The organism is Pantoea sp. (genome assembly GCF_039594315.1).
Lineage (GTDB): Bacteria > Pseudomonadota > Gammaproteobacteria > Enterobacterales > Enterobacteriaceae > Pantoea.
Map to the genome: position 1 here is coordinate 72,588 of NZ_JBCNNP010000001.1, position 15,756 is coordinate 88,343.

Sequence of the window (15,756 nt, forward strand, 5' to 3'; positions counted from 1 at the left end):
CAAACCTTACATCATCTGTGGTTCACGAATCGCATTGCCCTTGGCGAAACGCGCCAGGCTGTAAGGTGCAACATCGGTGAACAGCGGTTTGTTATTCACCATCTGCGCGCACAACAATCCCGCGCCAGGGCCAATACCAAAACCGTGACCACTAAAGCCGGAAGCGATAAACAAGCCCGGCAGGCTGTTCATTTCATCAATCACTGGTACCAGATCTGGCGTGGTATCAATCCAGCCGCCCCACGCGTGATCAACCTTGATACCGTTCAACTCGGGATAGAGTTGCACCAAAGTCTGTAACGCTTCCTGCACAATGGCGTTATCTGCCGCCGGATCCAGCGTGCGAATTTTCTCGAATGGCGACACGCTTTGATTCGACCAAGAACCGGCCGCTTCAGGGCCATTGAAGAACGAACCGTTAACGCGAATCTTGAGTTTTTTGGCGATTTTGCTGCGGAACATCGGATAGAACTTGGTGGCATAGCGAATGTTCTGCGGCGCGAGATCGATTTGTCCGCGTCCGGAGAGCGCCACGGTGTAGCTGCCATCCTGCCGACGACGAATACACAAGCCGCCGGTGCTAAGACAGCCTTTGATCACTTCCGGCGCGGCAGTGGTTTTAAACGCGGTGCCGAGAATGTTGGCGCTCGGCAGTTCGATGCCATATTGCTTGCAGAAGCGCGAACTCCACGCGCCGCCGCAGCAAATCACCCGATTAGCTTTGACCAAACCGCGCTCGGTCCACACGCCAGATATACGTCCGCCAGAAACATCCAGCCCGCGCACCGCGCAGTTTTGATGGATATGCGCGCCGTGATTTTTCGCACCGGTGGCGATAGCCGGAGCGGCTAACGATGGCTCGGCGCGGCCATCGCTGGGTGACCACACGCCGCCAATCCACGGCGCATTATTGCCAATGCGTTCACGCGCTTCTTTTGCCGACATTAAATGACTAACAAAGCCAATCTGTTTGGCCTGCTTTCCCCACGTTTCCCAACGCGCCATGTCGCTCTCGTTCAGCGTGCCATAGGTGATGCCCTGACGGGAAAAGCCGAGGTCGAGGCCAATTTCACTGCCAAGTTCGTCCCAGCGCTGCAAACTGCGAATCGCCATCGGCAATTCATACAGATCGCGGTTTTGCTGTCGCACCCAGCCCCAGTTACGTCCGGATTGCTCGCCGCCGATCACGCCTTTCTCAAACAGCGCCACGGAAACGCCCTGCTTTGCCAGCTCATAACTCACCGACGTACCGATAATGCCGCCGCCAATCACAATTACATCAACGGATTCGGGGAAACCTTCACTGTCTGCCACTGCATTGATTTTTATGCGCATCGTCTTAAGTCTCGCAAGCCATGGTGATGGCGAATTCAGCATGAAAAGGTGTGCAGGCTCGCTAAGGTATTGGCGCTGCAATCAAATCTTATCTTATGGGATATCGCGCGAAAGTTTCTGCCAAACCTGCACAAATAAACATTCGAATCTGTTAATTGCACCGCAATAAATCGCATCAGGTTTTAAACCGCATGCGTAATCTGAAATTCAAAACAACGCGATGAATCGCGCCGCTACGGAATGTGCGCTGTTCAATCATCGCACATTCCGTAGCGGCGCAATTTATTGCGCAATATTGCAGCGCATACGTTGCGTATCCATCAACACATATTTAAGGGAAATGATGAAAGTACAAAAAATCGCGCAACCCGCCGCAATCGCAAGCATGGAATCCTGGGGCAACGTAGAAGGATTGCCGGGCACCGGCAGCATTGCGTTATCCGGCATACAGAAAATTATTCCCGGCAAAGAAGACATCGACTGCGGCATTTTTGAGTGCGGTGAGGGATCGTATCGCCGCTCGGTGAAACAAGCGGAAATCATGCACATCCTTAATGGCAATGGCGCTTTCACGCCGGACGGCGAAGAAACCGTGGCCTTCCAACCCGGCGATTCGTTGTTTTTTGCAGCTAACACCGAAGGCACTTGGGTGATCGAAAACACCATGCGCAAGCTGTATGTGATTTTCGATGCCAGCTAATTTCATCCCAATGGGTCGCCATTACAGGTGACCCATTCCCTCCATTTCAACTTCCCTTTTCCTCGGTAAATTTTTGTCATTTCGCTGGCGCATTGAGCAAAAATGTCTCATATAAATAGCATCTGCTATAATTTATAGCACTGGCTATATTTCTCTGGAGACGATTATGTTCACTCAGCGCCTGTTGCCCGCCTTAACGATATTGCTGTCCATCACTACCTTCTCGGCCGTTGCCGCCGAAAAACTCAACGTCGTCACTACATTCACGGTGATTGCCGATATGGCGAAGAACGTGGCGGGTGATGCAGCAAATGTAACCTCGATTACCAAAACCGGCGCTGAAATCCATGAATACCAACCGACGCCCGGCGATATCCGACGCGCGCAAGGTGCCAATTTGATTCTGGTGAACGGTTTCAATCTCGAATTGTGGTTCAGCCGCTTCTACCAACGTTTGAAGGATGTGCCGGAAGTCAGCGTGACGCAGGGCATACAACCACTGGGCATTACCGAAGGTCCGTACAACGGCAAACCCAATCCGCATGCCTGGATGTCACCGGATAACGCGTTGATTTACGTCGATAACATCCGTAATGCGTTGCAGAAATACGATCCCGCCAATGCCGCAATCTATCAGGCCAACGCCGTGCGCTATAAAGCGCAGATTCAGCAGACCATTGCGCCGATGCGGGCGGCTATCGATCAACTGCCCGCCGATCAACGTTGGTTAGTCACCAGCGAAGGTGCGTTCTCATATCTGGCGCGCGATTTCGGCCTGAAAGAGTTGTATTTATGGCCAATCAACGCTGATCAACAAGGTACGCCGCAGCAGGTACGCAAAGTGATCGATGCGGTGCGCACTCATCACATTCCAGTGATTTTCAGCGAAAGCACCATTTCCGCCAAACCGGCGCAGCAGGTGGCGCGTGAAGCCGGCATTCATTACGGCGGCGTGTTGTATGTGGATTCATTGAGCAACAGCGATGGCCCGGTGCCGACCTATCTCGATCTGCTGCGCGTCACCACCGAAACCGTGGTGAAAGGCATCACCGCAGGAGACCAATCATGAACGCCGCCGCAGGATTAAACGTCGAAAACGTTGGCGTGACCTATCGCAACGGCCACACCGCGCTGCGCAACGCCTCGTTTATCGTCCCGGCTGGCAGCATCACCGCACTGATTGGCGTGAATGGTTCCGGTAAATCCACCTTGTTCAAAGCGATGATGGGATTTGTAGCGCTCTCTTCCGGTCAGGTGACGTTGGCTGGGATGCCCGCCAAAAAAGCCCTGAAGAACAACATCGTTTCCTACGTTCCGCAATCAGAAGAGGTGGATTGGAGTTTCCCAGTGCTGGTAGAAGATGTGGTGATGATGGGACGTTACGGTTACATGGGCATGCTGCGCATTCCGCGCGCGGCCGACAAACTTAGCGTTGATCAAGCATTACAACGCGTTGGCATGAGTGATTATCGCCATCGACAAATTGGTGAGCTTTCGGGCGGACAGAAAAAACGCGTTTTCCTGGCCCGTGCGCTGGCGCAAAGCGGACAAATTATCCTGCTGGATGAGCCGTTTACAGGCGTTGACGTCAAAACTGAAGCAGCGATTATCGCGTTACTCAAAGAGTTGCGTGACGAAGGCCGCACCATGCTGGTTTCGACCCACGACCTCAATGCGATTCCTGATTATTGCGATCGTTGCGTGCTGGTAAAAAACACCGTGCTGGCCAGCGGATTACTCAACGACACCTTCACCGCAGAAAACCTCGCGCAGACTTTTGACGGCGCGCTGCACGATCGCAACGCCGCATTATTGCAACGCATATTAGCCAATAATCCCGAGCAAGGAGCGCAGCATGTCGTGGATTATTGAGCCATTCGGCTACCAATACATGCTCAATGCGATGTGGATCGCGGCATTAGTGGGCGCGATTTGTGCCTTTCTCTCCTGCTTTTTGATGCTGAAAGGCTGGTCGCTGATTGGCGATGCGCTGTCGCACGCGATTGTGCCCGGCGTGGCGGGCGCGTATATGCTCGGTTTGCCCTTCGCGCTCGGTGCTTTTCTTTCCGGCGGATTAGCCGCGGGCAGCATGCTGTTTCTCAATCAACGCACGCGCCTGAAAGAAGATGCGATTATCGGCCTGATATTCTCTTCGTTTTTCGGCATTGGCCTGTTTTTGGTGTCGCTCAATCCCACCTCGGTGAATATTCAAACCATCGTGTTGGGCAATATTTTGGCAGTTGCGCCGGCTGATATCTGGCAACTGGGCGCGATTGGCATCATCACGCTGACCATTCTGCTCATCAAGTGGAAAGATTTGATGGTGACATTTTTCGATGAAAGCCATGCGCGTTCGCTGGGTTTGAATACGCTGTGGCTGAAAATTCTGTTCTTCACCCTGCTCTCCGCTTCTACCGTCGCCGCACTGCAAACCGTCGGCGCGTTTATGGTGATTTGCTTAGTAGTGACGCCGGGTGCAACCGCGTATTTACTCACCGATCGTTTTCCGCGCCTGTTGATGATTGCCGTTACCATCGGCAGCATCACCAGCTTCCTCGGCGCATGGAGCAGCTATTTCCTCGATGGCGCGACCGGCGGCGTGATTGTGGTGGCGCAAACCTTGGTGTTCCTGACCGCGTTTGTTTTCGCTCCTAAACACGGCGTGCTGGCTTCGCGTCGCCGCGCACGTCAAACGCTGGAGGACGGCATCAATGGTTGAATTATTATTAAGTCCATTCCAGTTTGAATTTATGAACATGGCGCTGATCACCACGCTGATGTTGTCTTTGCCGTGCGCGATGTTATCGGCTTTCCTGGTATTAAAAGGTTGGTCGCTGCTTGGCGATGCGATGAGCCACGCGGTGTTTCCCGGCGTAGTGATCGCCTGGTTGATCGGCTTGCCGTACGCAATTGGCGCGTTCGTCGCCGGGATATTGTGCGCAGTCGCCACCGGCTATATCAGCGAAAACAGCCGCATCAAACCGGATACGGTGATGGGCATCGTCTTCTCCGGCATGTTTGGCGCGGGTTTGGTGCTGTATTTAAAGCTGCAACCGGAAGTGCATCTCGACCACATTCTGTTCGGCGATATGTTGGGTATCAGCCTCACCGATATCTTGCAAACCGCTGCCATCGCGCTGATTGTCAGTGTGCTTATCGGCATCAAATGGCGCGATTTATTGCTGCACGCTTTCGATCCCAACCAGGCACGCGCCTGCGGTATCAACGGCAAACTGCTGCATTACGGCTTGCTGTGCCTGATTTCACTTACCATCGTTGCGGCACTGAAATCGGTTGGCGTGATTTTGTCGATTTCGATGTTGATTGCGCCCGGCGCTATCGCCTTATTGCTGTCGCGACGCTTTGTGCAGGTGATGCTGCTGGCCATCGCCATCGCCATCTTTAGCGGCTTCAGCGGCGTGTACGCTTCTTTCTTCCTCGACAGCGCACCCGGCCCAACCATCGTGGTGATCTACACCGTGTTGTTTGTGCTGGCATTTACTTTCGCCACGTTGAAAGACCGCCGTACACAGCGCGTTGCCTAATCCGCAACGCGGTGTAGCCGAGATACGATTACGCAATCAATCGTGCTGATGCTAGCCTTGAAACCTTGTTGGCCTGAATCCCTTCAATTAAGGAAGCATCATGAGCATCATCAATCCCGCCGGACTCAAAGCGCGTAGCTATTACAATCACGTCAAAATTCGTCCCGGCACGCCGGTATTTCCAACTGGCCAGGTAGCGTGGGATGAAAATGGTGAGGTGGTTGGCGTTGATGACATGCAAAAGCAGGTCGAGCAGGTGTACGCCAATATCGATCGCTTGCTGGAAGGATTGGGTGCGCAGCGCGACTGGATTGTGCGCACCACCACTTACGTGACGGATTTGGCATTGGTGCCACACATCCACCCAATTCGCGAGGCGTTTTTCGCCGGGCTGGAATTACCGGCCAGCACGCTGTTTCAGATTGCGGCATTGGCCGAGCCGGAGCTGCTGCTGGAGATTGATGTGGTAATCATGATGCCGCTGTAAAACAGCGGTTTCGTAGGGTCGCCATTCATGGCGACCTCTTCCACGTCCCGCTACAATCCCGCCAACTGATGAAACCCGCGATCCAAATACACCAACGGCTTGGCTTCTGCGCGCGGATGCAGCACCCCGGTCACTTCCCCCAAGAAAATGGCATGCGTATGCCAATCCACGGTTTTCGCCAATCGACACTCAAAAGAGACCAACGACTCAGCACACACCGGCGAACCATTGGCGGCTATCAGCCATTCGCCAGACTGGAAACGTTCTTCACGCCGTGCCGAATTACTGAAAATATCCACCAGCGGCAGCGCATCAGCGGCCAACACGTTGACACAAAATCGTCCGCTTTCGGCAATCATCGCGAACATCGAAGCGCTGCGATTGACGCACACCAGCAAGGTCGGCGGTTCGGCGCTCACCGAGGTCACTGCGGTGGCGATCATGCCGCCCTGTTGACCGGCATGTTGCGCGGTGATCAAACACACGCCCGCCGCCAGTTGACGCATGCCGCCACGATAGGCATCGGCAATGGTGATTGGATTAACAACAGTATCTGTCATGGCAAATTCTCGCGAACAATACGACCTTCAATCGGATGATGCGGATCAACCGGCCCGAGGCTGGTACCTTTGCCTGGAGACACCAAACGATCGCAAAACGCTTCATCTTCCGCTGACCACGGACAATCCAGCGCGGCAATGCCATCGCGCCACTGCTCGAAAGTGCGCGGGCCCACTAAAGTGCTGGTCACCAGTTGATTGCGCATCACCCACTGCTGTGCGACGTGCGCCGGTTGGCGTCCGCTGCGCTCAGCGTATGCCGCCAGTTCACTCGCCATTTTCAGCGATTCCGGTCGCCATTCTGCTTCCATCATGCGCGGATCGGCACGGCCTGCGCGGCTGTCGCTGTCTGGCGCAGCGCCGACGCGGTATTTTCCGGTCAGGATGCCGCGCGCCAGCGGGCTGTAACACACGGTGCCCGCGCCGAAGTAAGCCGCAGACGGCAGAATTTCTACCTCGGCCTCGCGGTTAGCAAGGTTGTACAGCGGCTGGGTAGCAACAGGCCCAGCAATGCCCGCTTCACGCGCTAAACGCACGGTTTCCGCTAAGCGCCACGCTTTGAAATTGGATACCGCGAAGTAACCGATTTTGCCTTCACGGATCAGATCGGCAAACGCCAGCACCATCTCTTCCAGCGGTGCGGCAAAATCCGCTTTGTGCATGTACAGCACGTCAATGTAATCGGTGCCGAGGCGCGACAACGATCCGTGCACCGCTTCACGAATCCACTTGCGCGACATGCCGCGTTGATTTGGGCCATCGCCCATTGGATTGCCGACTTTGGTTGCCAGCACCCAGTTATCACGCTCTGCGGCAATCGCGCGGCCAACCACGCGTTCGGATTCGCCTTTGTTATACATATCGGCGGTGTCGATGAAATTGACGCCGCTGTCACGCGCATCGGCAATGATGCGCTGTGAAGTGGCTTCGTCCGTCGCGCCGCCAAACATCATGGTGCCGAGGCAGATTTCGGAGACTTTCAGCCCGCTGCGCCCGAGATATCGGTATTGCATGCAAATGACCTCATTATTTTTAGGTGGTCACCATAAATGGCGACCCTACGAAAATGTGCACCGATTAAGAAGGAATCACCGCCGTGGTGGCGATCTCAACCAGAAACTCTGGGCGCACCATTTCCAGCTTCACGCAGAAACGTGCGGGCAGCAGCGCCGGGAAGTAGGTGACGTAGATTTCATTGAATTTGTGGTAATCATCCAGATCGCGCAGGAAGATCTGATTCATGACGGCGTGATCCATGCTGCTACCCGCCGCTTCCAAAACCACTTTGATGCTGTCGAGCACGCGGCGCGTCTGCACTTCGATATCGCCCACGCCGACGATGCTGCCGTCTACGGGATCGGTCGATAACATACCCGCGACATAGACATGATTACCGGCTTTGACGCCCCAGTTAAGGTGATTGAGGCCAGTGGCGGTTTTACCGATAATCCAACCTTCGGGATTGATTGCCTGATTCATCTGCTTCTCCTGATAAAAGTGTTAACGACCTGAGTTTCTTAAGAATGGACGCCCTAAATCACCGGGCGCAGCACCCGCTTTGCCCATCATGATCCAGGCAATCAGCGCCACCACAAACGGCATCGCCATCAGCAAGGCTGGCGCGATATCCACGCCAAGATATTGTCCCTGGAACTGCAACGCTTCGAGCAAACCGAGCACGATGGCGACGACCAACACGCGCAGCGGCATCCAGCGGGCGAAAATGGTGATGGCAATCGCCAAATAGCCACGCCCGGCGGTCATGTTGTCAACGAAGGTGCCGCCCGATGCGACGATGCACAGATACGCGCCGCCCAAACCTGCCATCAAACCGGTGAACAGCGTGGCGCTGAAGCGAATGCGCAACACGCCATGTCCAGCGGCATCGGCAGCCAACGCGTTTTCCCCCACCGCGCGCAGCAGCAATCCAGCGCGGGTGAAACGCAGCAAGCACCACAGCGCGATGGCGATGATCACCGCCAGATAAAACACCGGACTTTGCGAAAACAGCGCGCGGCCCACCAGCGGTAAATCGGACAACATTGGCAGTTTCAGCATCGAAACCGAGCGCATCGATCCGGCGGCTGGCGCGCCGCTCAGCCACAGCTGACGAATAAACGAGGTGGCGCCAATGGCAAACAGATTGAAGCCGATGCCCATCACGATTTGGTTGGCGCGCGCCAGCACCGTGCCTAATGCCAGCACAAACGCGGCCAGCAATCCGCCCAGCATGCCCACGCCCAACGCCATCACCGGCGAACCGGTCCAGGCTAAACCCAGCGCCGATGCCGACGCACCAAACAGCATCAAACCTTCCAGCCCAATGGTGAACACGCCCGCGCGTTCAGAAATGGTTTCTCCGAGCGCCGCCAGCAGCACTGGCACGCACAGGCGCAAGCCACCCGCCAAAAACAGCGCCAGCGTTACAGTGTTGAATTCCATACCGGCCTCCCTTTCACCAGCATCACGCCGCTGAGTACCGCTAAAATCAGAATCGGCATGCCGCCCAGCACATCGGCTAATGCCGCCGGAATCGAAAAGGTGGTTTGCAACGCCAGCGCCGCGCTATTGATCGCGCCAAAGTAGAGCGAAACAATCACTGCGCCAAACGGCTGCAAACCGGCAAGGAATGACACCGCCAACCCTTCAAATCCGAGGCCAGACGAGAAGCCATCAATCAAACGGTATTGCACGCCGAGCACTTCAAAGGTGCCAGCCAGCCCGCTCACCGCACCGGAAATCGCCATGCTGGAAAGGATGGTTTTGGCGGCAGATTGCCCCTGCAAGCGCACAAAGCGTGGACTTTGCCCGCTGGCGCGCAGTTTCAAACCAAAAGCGCTGTGATTGAGCATCACCCAAACACCCAAAGCGATCAGCAGCGCGAGGAACACGCCCGCATGCAAACGCGTGCCTTCAATCACCTGCTGGAACACGCCATCAGCGGGGATTTGCGCCGACATATTGAAGTTAGAATTGGCCGGACGCATCGGCCCTTGCACCAGATATTTCAGGAAATAGATGGCGATGAAGTTCATCATCAGCGTGACGATGATTTCGTCGATGCCGCGCCACACTTTCAGCAGCGCCGGAATCGCGCCCCAAATAGCACCGCATAACGCGCCGCTGAGAATCGATAATGGCAACAGCGCACCACCGACATCGCCGAAGGCGAGAAACGGCAGCATTGCGCCAATCGCACCCATTTGCAGTTGCCCTTCGCCGCCGAGATTAAACATGCCGCCGCGAATGGCGATTAACGCGCCGAGTGCCACCAATAAACGCGGCGTCATAAATACCAGCGTGTCGGACAGTGCGCGAATATTGCCGAACGCGCCGTCAAAAGCAGTCGCTAGCGCCGCACGCATCGGCACACCCATTGCCGCGATCAGCGCTAAGCCAATGATCAGCGAACCAACAAACGCACTCAGGGTGATCCACAACGATCGCGAAGCGCTGAGCTGCGCCAGCACGCGGCGCAATGAAGCGCTGGTTTGCGCCAGCGAAGTAACCGATTCAGACATGCGCACCTCCAGCGATCTGCGTTCCGCGCCCTGATGTCATCAAGGTGCCAATTCTTTCGATATTCATTTCATCTCCCGCCACCGCGCCGGTAATGCGTCCGCCGTTCATCACCACAATGCGATCCGACACGCGAATCAGTTCCTCAATGTTCGAGGAGATAATCATCACCGTGGTGCCAGCATCAGCCGCTTCGGCCAAGCGCATCAACACCGCCTCCGCCGCCGCCATATCCAAGCCGCGCGTGGGCTGATACACCACAATGATCGAAGCACCTTGCGCCATCGCACGCGCCACCACGATCTTCTGCTGATTGCCGCCCGACAACGAACGCGCCGGGCTGGCGTGTGAGTGAGTGCGAATATCCGACTGTTCGATCATTTCAACTGCGCGTTGGGCAATGGCTTGATGATCGAGTAAACCCAAGCGGCGATAAGCGCCTTGCATGATGTCGGGATAGAGCAAATTGTGGGAAACCGGCAGATCTAACGACAAACCTTCGTGATGACGATCCTGCGGCACCAAAGCTAACGTGACATTGTCACCTGCACGCGTCACTTCACCGCTGTCCGGCTGCATTTCACCGGCCAAAATCGCAAACAACTCGCTTTGCCCATTGCCTTCCACGCCCGCCACGCCAATCACCTCGCGCGCGGCAAGCGTGAGATTGATGTTGTGTAATCCCGGCGATCCGCTGCCCGCTTTCACCTGCACGTTGGTTAGCCGCATCTGCTCCGCGCCGCCGCTGCGCTGTAAGCCTAAACGCGTGCCGCTGCTTACCGTGCGCCCGACAATCTTCTCCACCAGTTCATCTGGTGTGCAGCCTTGAGTTAGCCCGCTGCCGTTGGTTTTGCCACGGCGCAAAATGGTGTAGCGATCGGTATTCGCCAGCACTTCATCGACGTTATGCGTCACCACCGCCACCGCCGTACCGCTTTGACAGATACGTCGCACTGTGGCGTACAGCGCCGTAATTTCATCTGGCGTCAAAATGGTCGATGGCTCATCCAGCAGCAGCACGCGCGTGTCGTTCACCAGCGCTTTAAGGATTTCCACCCTTTGCTGCAACGCCAGCGGCAACTCACCCACAATTGCGCCGGGATCAAGCTCAACGCCATAAATCTGCATAAAGGTGCGTACATCGGCGTGACGACGAAAGGCTTTGCGCCGATCGCCACGCGCCACCAGCGCAAGGTTTTCCGCCACGCTGAACGGCGCCACCAATTTGAAATGTTGATGCACCATGCCAATGCCGTTGGCGATGGCATCGGCCGGTCGACGGTGAATCACCTGCCGACCGTTCATCAATACGCCGCCTTCGCTCGGTTCGTGCACGCCGTACAAGATGTTCATTAATGTCGACTTGCCCGCTCCGTTCTCGCCCAGCAGCGCGTGGATCTCTCCGGGGAACAGCGACAGACACACTTTTTCCAGTGCCACGAAGCCATTCGGATAGCGCTTCGAGACGTGATCGAGTTCGATGAGCGGGCTGGACATGGCGTTAGTCCTCAATCTTGACCTTGCCGGATTTAATATCGTCAATCACCTTGAACACCTTGTCCTGCACCGCTTTATCGGCGTGGGCGAACGGTGTGGAGAGCGTCCAACCGTTGGTTTTCAGGTTCTCGGTGATGATGCGATTACCCAGTTGGTGATCGGCGAAATGTTTACCAATATCGGCGTAGGATTTATCAAAATTCATCACGGTGGAGGTAATGATCGAGTTCGGGAACGATTTGGCTTGATCGGTGTAAGAGCCGATGGTCAACACGCCCTCTTCATCGGCGGCCTGCTGAATGCCGGCATCAGCGGTATCCGCCGACGGAATGACGAAATCAGCACCGCGCGCAATCGCGCCGGTGGCGATCTCTTTGGCACGCGCTACGTCGGTGAATGAACCGACATACGCTGAATCCACCACCACTTTAGGATTAACATAAGCCGCGCCTTTTTTGATGAACTGCACGGTACGCTCTGCCGATGGAATCGGTTCGCCGCTGATCACCGCAATGTGGCCGGTTTTGCTGGCCGACGCCGCTAATGCGCCAAGCACAAAGCCGTATTCATCCCAATCTACTGACCACGCGGAATAGTTCGGCAAATTGTTGGTAGAACCTTCATAGGAATAAAGCACGAACTGGGTATTCGGGTACTGCGGTGCCACTTCTTTGATTGCTGCGGAGTAACCCGATGAGTGCGCGATAACCAGCTTCACGCCATCAGAAGCCAACTGGCGCAGCACGGAAGGCGCGGCTTCGTAGGTGGTGTGTTCGAGGTAGCTCGGCGCAAAACCTTCTTTAGTTGCCATCGATTTGAACGCGGCATAGCCCGCCATATCCCACGAACCTTGAGTGACGGTTTGGGTGAACAGCGCCGCCACGCGCGGTTTGCTCTCATCAGCCTGAACAACGGCGCTGCAACCGATCGCTGCTGCGACAGCAATAGCCAACATCATCTTCATTTTCATCGCTCGACTCCTGGCAATCCGCATCGCGGAAAAGGTGGATTTATTGTTGTGTGAAAGATTCCGGTCACCCTAAATGGCGACCCTACAAAACCGCTGCACTCGCCCCGTAGGATGCGCATTTATGCGCACCTGGTTTTACGACATCGATTTCTGATATGCCCGTGCGTTGGTGTTGACGCCGTGCTGCTCCAGCACTTCCAATACTTCGGTGCCGACGGTGCGCAGATCGTCGATAAAGTCCGGCACAATCACCGTTACACCATCAAGCTGCGCGCCTTTGATAATCGCTGCCAACTTAGTACCGATGGTTTCTGGCGATCCCACCAGAGCCGCGCGCGTCATCGAATTACGCTGCTCGCCCTGCGAGACAAAACGCTGCGCCATGGTGTTCTGCTTAAAGCTCTTGTCGCCGGAGTATTCGCGCGTTTGGTTATCCAGCGCGATGGTGTCGACGCCTGCGTCATACAGCGCCACGCGCTCATGCGCTTCCACATCTGTTGCGCCCGGCACGATGGTGAACAAGCCGTAAGTTTTGAAATCGGGTTTACCCTGTTGCGCCGCCAGCTCTTTGGCGCGCAGCCCGGTTTTGATGAAATCGTCATGATCGGAACCGAGCATAAAGCTGCCGGTGCAGTGATCCATGGTGAACAGAAAACCGCGATCGGAAGCGCCCGCACAGATGATCGGCGGCGGCGTGGCCGGTTTTGGGTTCGACATGCAATCAATCAGTTCGTAATGTTTGCCTTTGTGGTCCACGCGATCTTCAGTCCACAAACGTTTCAACACCGTCAACCACTCCGCAGCCAGTTCGTAGCGCTCGGCGTGGTCGAGATCCATCCACAAGCCCATTTGCCCTTGGTCGGTTGGGTTCGAGCCGGAAACGATATTCAGACCGAAACGCCCTTTGGAGATCTGATCCAGCACCGCGCTCATTTTTGCCACCACCGCCGGATGGAACACCATGGTGTGCACCGTGCCCCACACGCCAATGCGGCTGGTGGCTTCGGCGATACCGGCCATGGTGGTCAGACTTTCTAGCGTCACATCCCAATGTTGCGATGGGCCGCCGTAGCCGCGCCATTTCGCCATTGAAAGTGCAAAGTCAAAGCCCAACTGTTCCGCGAGGATCGCCACCTGCTTGTTGTAATCATAAGTTGCGGGCAGTTGCGGGCTGGTGGTTGAGGTGATCCAACCGCCGTTGCCCACCGGCAGAAACACGCCGAATTCAACATTCTTCATCTCAGACTCCTCGTTCAATCACTGGCGCGTGAATGCTCGCCATAAAGTCGCGGGTAATTTGGTTAAACAGTGGTGTTTCGGTTTCAGAAAAACTGTGACCGCCCTGCGGTACGATTTTTAACTGCGCGCCGGGGATCTTTTCCGCCAGCAAACGTGATTGGTATGGCGGCGTCAGGATGTCATCCTGCGCGCACATCACCAGCGTTGGCGTTTGAATCTGCGGCAGCGCGGTGCTGGCATCGTGCGCCATGATGGCGTCAATGCGGCTCAGCACCACTTCGCGCGCCGGGAAGCGCGTAGCCGAGGCCAGCAGCGTTGGCGATAACGTTTCGGCATTGGCTTTGATATGTTCCGGCGGATAGAGGAACAACGCGCTGCCGTGCACATACTCTTCCAGCGTGCTACCGAGCAGCAGCGCGCGGCGCATACGGAAACACCAGTTGAAATGCATGTCGGATTTCGCCCAGCTGGCGTACTGCACCATGCCCGCCAGCAGTTGCGGATCGCGCGCCGCCAGAATCTGCCCAATCGCCCCGCCAGTGGAATGACCAATCAGCACCGGACGATCCAGCTCCAGCGCGGCAATCAGCGCCTGCACATCATCCACCAGCGTTTCAATGCTGTAGGGGCCAGCCGGATGATCCGATTGTCCCGCGCCGCGTTGATCGTAAGTCACCACGGTAAATTCCTCGGCGAACGCCTGCACTTGCGGCTGCCAATACGCAGCGGTGCCACCCAGCCCGGAGACAAACAGGATGGCCGGACCACGTCCCGCGATTTCGTAATGGGTGCGAATTCCGTTAGTCATGATGCTCGGCATCGTTTTCCCCTCAATGGATTTTTGCCTGTATTCAGCGATGACTAATAAGTACCACGCGTTTTCCCACCCCAAGTAATACCGATTGCAGCACACCGCGTTGCCGGTTTTAGAACGCGATATGCGTGAGAAAACGCGACCTTCGCGAGCAAACGAAATCAGTTAAATTCCCGGCATACATGCTTGAGAAACTGGTGCGCGGCGAAGGACAGCGACCGGTCGCGATGCACACAAATTTCGATGTTGGCGGATTCCATCGCCTGGTTATCAATCGGAATGGCGATCAACATATTCTGCTCAATCTCCCGCGCGGCAATCTGGCGCGGCCCAATGGTCAGCGTGCGCCCGGCAATTGCCATCGCTTTGGTCAGCTCAAGGTTGTTAGTGTTAACGATGGATTGCGGATTGAGATGCAGGCTACGCGTGACTTTGTCGAAGGTTTGCCGCATGCCAAAGCTGGAAACCGGCAACGCCACCGGATAGAAGCAAATATCTTCCAGACTCAGCGACTGATGTTGGGCCAATGGATGCTGCGGTGATACCAGGCACTGAATTGGTGCAGGACAGCGTTTGATCACTTCTATTCCAGGGCGATCGCCCATGTTGAACACGATGCCGATATCGATTTCATCGCGGATAATCGCTTCGATAGTGCGGTCAGAGGATTCGCTGTTTATTGAGAATTGAATGGCCGGATAATTTTCATTAAAGCTGGTCATAATGCGCGGCAAAATCGCCTGCACCACTGCTTCAATCACCCAGATTTTTACTTCGCCTTCGCGCAGACCTTTGAGGTTTTTAATCGATTCGTGGATGCGATCGAGATCGCGACACATCTTGCGTGTAAAGCGCTCCAGCATCATACCCGCAGGCGTTAAACGGATGCCGGTATTGGTACGCTCAAGCAGCATTACGCCCAGTGTGTGTTCCAGCAGCGCAATCTGGCGACTGATCGCCGACGGCGCGACGTGCAGGCGATCCGCCGCACGTCTGATCGATCCGGTTGAGGCGACTTCGTTGAAGTATTTGTAGGTGTTGAGGTTCACGGTCATCGCCCTGTGGATAGGATTTATCGCACAGGGTGATG

Annotated in this window: 17 protein-coding genes; 6 read left to right on the forward strand and 11 right to left on the reverse strand. The window is 55.6% G+C overall.

Annotated elements, in window-relative coordinates:
• Positions 1-6: 6 nt before the first annotated feature.
• A complete protein-coding gene (locus ABDW13_RS00280; protein WP_343550367.1) occupies positions 7-1,335 on the reverse strand; it encodes an FAD-binding oxidoreductase in 1,329 nt (442 codons plus the stop codon).
• A 343-nt stretch (positions 1,336-1,678) separates the two neighbouring features.
• Here ABDW13_RS00280 and ABDW13_RS00285 point away from each other — a divergent pair, with 343 nt between their 5' ends.
• From ABDW13_RS00285 to ABDW13_RS00310, 6 genes are all read left to right on the forward strand, one after another.
• The gene (locus ABDW13_RS00285; protein WP_343550368.1) at positions 1,679-2,035 is read left to right on the forward strand and encodes a cupin domain-containing protein; all 357 of its coding nucleotides are present in this window, start codon (positions 1,679-1,681) and stop codon (positions 2,033-2,035) included.
• 166 nt (positions 2,036-2,201) lie between these two features.
• A complete protein-coding gene (locus ABDW13_RS00290; protein WP_343550369.1) occupies positions 2,202-3,104 on the forward strand; it encodes a metal ABC transporter substrate-binding protein in 903 nt (300 codons plus the stop codon).
• Complete coding sequence (locus tag ABDW13_RS00295; RefSeq protein ID WP_343550370.1) at positions 3,101-3,907, forward strand: manganese/iron ABC transporter ATP-binding protein; 807 nt, start codon at positions 3,101-3,103, stop codon at positions 3,905-3,907. Before ABDW13_RS00290 ends, ABDW13_RS00295 begins: the two co-directional genes overlap by 4 nt.
• Complete coding sequence (sitC, locus tag ABDW13_RS00300; protein ID WP_343550371.1) at positions 3,891-4,754, forward strand: iron/manganese ABC transporter permease subunit SitC; 864 nt, start codon at positions 3,891-3,893, stop codon at positions 4,752-4,754. Before ABDW13_RS00295 ends, sitC begins: the two co-directional genes overlap by 17 nt.
• Positions 4,747-5,580 (forward strand): metal ABC transporter permease, encoded by an 834-nt coding sequence (locus ABDW13_RS00305; protein WP_343550372.1) that lies wholly within the window; start codon positions 4,747-4,749, stop codon positions 5,578-5,580. The genes sitC and ABDW13_RS00305 overlap by 8 nt, the downstream gene beginning before the upstream one ends.
• 100 nt (positions 5,581-5,680) lie before the next feature.
• Entirely contained in the window at positions 5,681-6,067 is a 387-nt protein-coding gene (locus tag ABDW13_RS00310; RefSeq protein WP_343550373.1) for a RidA family protein, read from the forward strand.
• Positions 6,068-6,117: 50 nt separating this feature from the next.
• On the opposite strand, the gene ABDW13_RS00315 is transcribed toward ABDW13_RS00310, so the two are convergent.
• The 10 genes from ABDW13_RS00315 to ABDW13_RS00360 form a co-directional block, all read right to left on the reverse strand.
• A complete protein-coding gene (locus ABDW13_RS00315) occupies positions 6,118-6,627 on the reverse strand; it encodes a flavin reductase family protein (protein ID WP_343550374.1) in 510 nt (169 codons plus the stop codon).
• Entirely contained in the window at positions 6,624-7,640 is a 1,017-nt protein-coding gene (locus ABDW13_RS00320; RefSeq protein WP_343550375.1) for an aldo/keto reductase, read from the reverse strand. Before ABDW13_RS00320 ends, ABDW13_RS00315 begins: the two co-directional genes overlap by 4 nt.
• A gap of 64 nt (positions 7,641-7,704) precedes the next feature.
• On the reverse strand, positions 7,705-8,106 hold the full coding sequence (locus ABDW13_RS00325; RefSeq protein ID WP_343550376.1) for a Rid family hydrolase: 402 nt from the start codon (positions 8,104-8,106) through the stop codon (positions 7,705-7,707).
• Between the two features lie 21 nt (positions 8,107-8,127).
• Positions 8,128-9,069, reverse strand: a complete 942-nt coding sequence (locus tag ABDW13_RS00330; RefSeq protein WP_343550377.1) for an ABC transporter permease — start codon at positions 9,067-9,069, stop codon at positions 8,128-8,130.
• Positions 9,051-10,148 (reverse strand): ABC transporter permease, encoded by a 1,098-nt coding sequence (locus ABDW13_RS00335; protein ID WP_343550378.1) that lies wholly within the window; start codon positions 10,146-10,148, stop codon positions 9,051-9,053. Before ABDW13_RS00335 ends, ABDW13_RS00330 begins: the two co-directional genes overlap by 19 nt.
• On the reverse strand, positions 10,141-11,643 hold the full coding sequence (locus ABDW13_RS00340) for an ABC transporter ATP-binding protein (protein ID WP_343550379.1): 1,503 nt from the start codon (positions 11,641-11,643) through the stop codon (positions 10,141-10,143). The genes ABDW13_RS00335 and ABDW13_RS00340 overlap by 8 nt, the downstream gene beginning before the upstream one ends.
• 4 nt (positions 11,644-11,647) lie before the next feature.
• Positions 11,648-12,613, reverse strand: a complete 966-nt coding sequence (locus ABDW13_RS00345; protein ID WP_343550380.1) for a BMP family protein — start codon at positions 12,611-12,613, stop codon at positions 11,648-11,650.
• Between the two features lie 135 nt (positions 12,614-12,748).
• On the reverse strand, positions 12,749-13,852 hold the full coding sequence (locus ABDW13_RS00350) for an LLM class flavin-dependent oxidoreductase (protein ID WP_343550381.1): 1,104 nt from the start codon (positions 13,850-13,852) through the stop codon (positions 12,749-12,751).
• Position 13,853: 1 nt separating this feature from the next.
• A complete protein-coding gene (locus ABDW13_RS00355; protein WP_343550382.1) occupies positions 13,854-14,672 on the reverse strand; it encodes an alpha/beta fold hydrolase in 819 nt (272 codons plus the stop codon).
• Between the two features lie 155 nt (positions 14,673-14,827).
• Positions 14,828-15,715, reverse strand: coding sequence for a LysR family transcriptional regulator (locus ABDW13_RS00360; RefSeq protein WP_343550383.1), 888 nt, complete (start codon positions 15,713-15,715; stop codon positions 14,828-14,830).
• Positions 15,716-15,756: the final 41 nt, after the last annotated feature.

Excerpts from the sequence above, each read along its gene's own strand:
- ABDW13_RS00280 (WP_343550367.1), bottom strand. The coding sequence starts at position 1,335 with ATGCGCATAAAAATCAATGCAGTGGCAGACAGTGAAGGTTTCCCCGAA.
- ABDW13_RS00285 (WP_343550368.1), top strand. The coding sequence starts at position 1,679 with ATGAAAGTACAAAAAATCGCGCAACCCGCCGCAATCGCAAGCATGGAA.
- ABDW13_RS00290 (WP_343550369.1), top strand. The coding sequence starts at position 2,202 with ATGTTCACTCAGCGCCTGTTGCCCGCCTTAACGATATTGCTGTCCATC.
- ABDW13_RS00295 (WP_343550370.1), top strand. The coding sequence starts at position 3,101 with ATGAACGCCGCCGCAGGATTAAACGTCGAAAACGTTGGCGTGACCTAT.
- sitC (WP_343550371.1), top strand. The coding sequence starts at position 3,891 with ATGTCGTGGATTATTGAGCCATTCGGCTACCAATACATGCTCAATGCG.
- ABDW13_RS00305 (WP_343550372.1), top strand. The coding sequence starts at position 4,747 with ATGGTTGAATTATTATTAAGTCCATTCCAGTTTGAATTTATGAACATG.
- ABDW13_RS00310 (WP_343550373.1), top strand. The coding sequence starts at position 5,681 with ATGAGCATCATCAATCCCGCCGGACTCAAAGCGCGTAGCTATTACAAT.
- ABDW13_RS00315 (WP_343550374.1), bottom strand. The coding sequence starts at position 6,627 with ATGACAGATACTGTTGTTAATCCAATCACCATTGCCGATGCCTATCGT.
- ABDW13_RS00320 (WP_343550375.1), bottom strand. The coding sequence starts at position 7,640 with ATGCAATACCGATATCTCGGGCGCAGCGGGCTGAAAGTCTCCGAAATC.
- ABDW13_RS00325 (WP_343550376.1), bottom strand. The coding sequence starts at position 8,106 with ATGAATCAGGCAATCAATCCCGAAGGTTGGATTATCGGTAAAACCGCC.
- ABDW13_RS00330 (WP_343550377.1), bottom strand. The coding sequence starts at position 9,069 with ATGGAATTCAACACTGTAACGCTGGCGCTGTTTTTGGCGGGTGGCTTG.
- ABDW13_RS00335 (WP_343550378.1), bottom strand. The coding sequence starts at position 10,148 with ATGTCTGAATCGGTTACTTCGCTGGCGCAAACCAGCGCTTCATTGCGC.
- ABDW13_RS00340 (WP_343550379.1), bottom strand. The coding sequence starts at position 11,643 with ATGTCCAGCCCGCTCATCGAACTCGATCACGTCTCGAAGCGCTATCCG.
- ABDW13_RS00345 (WP_343550380.1), bottom strand. The coding sequence starts at position 12,613 with ATGAAAATGAAGATGATGTTGGCTATTGCTGTCGCAGCAGCGATCGGT.
- ABDW13_RS00350 (WP_343550381.1), bottom strand. The coding sequence starts at position 13,852 with ATGAAGAATGTTGAATTCGGCGTGTTTCTGCCGGTGGGCAACGGCGGT.
- ABDW13_RS00355 (WP_343550382.1), bottom strand. The coding sequence starts at position 14,672 with ATGCCGAGCATCATGACTAACGGAATTCGCACCCATTACGAAATCGCG.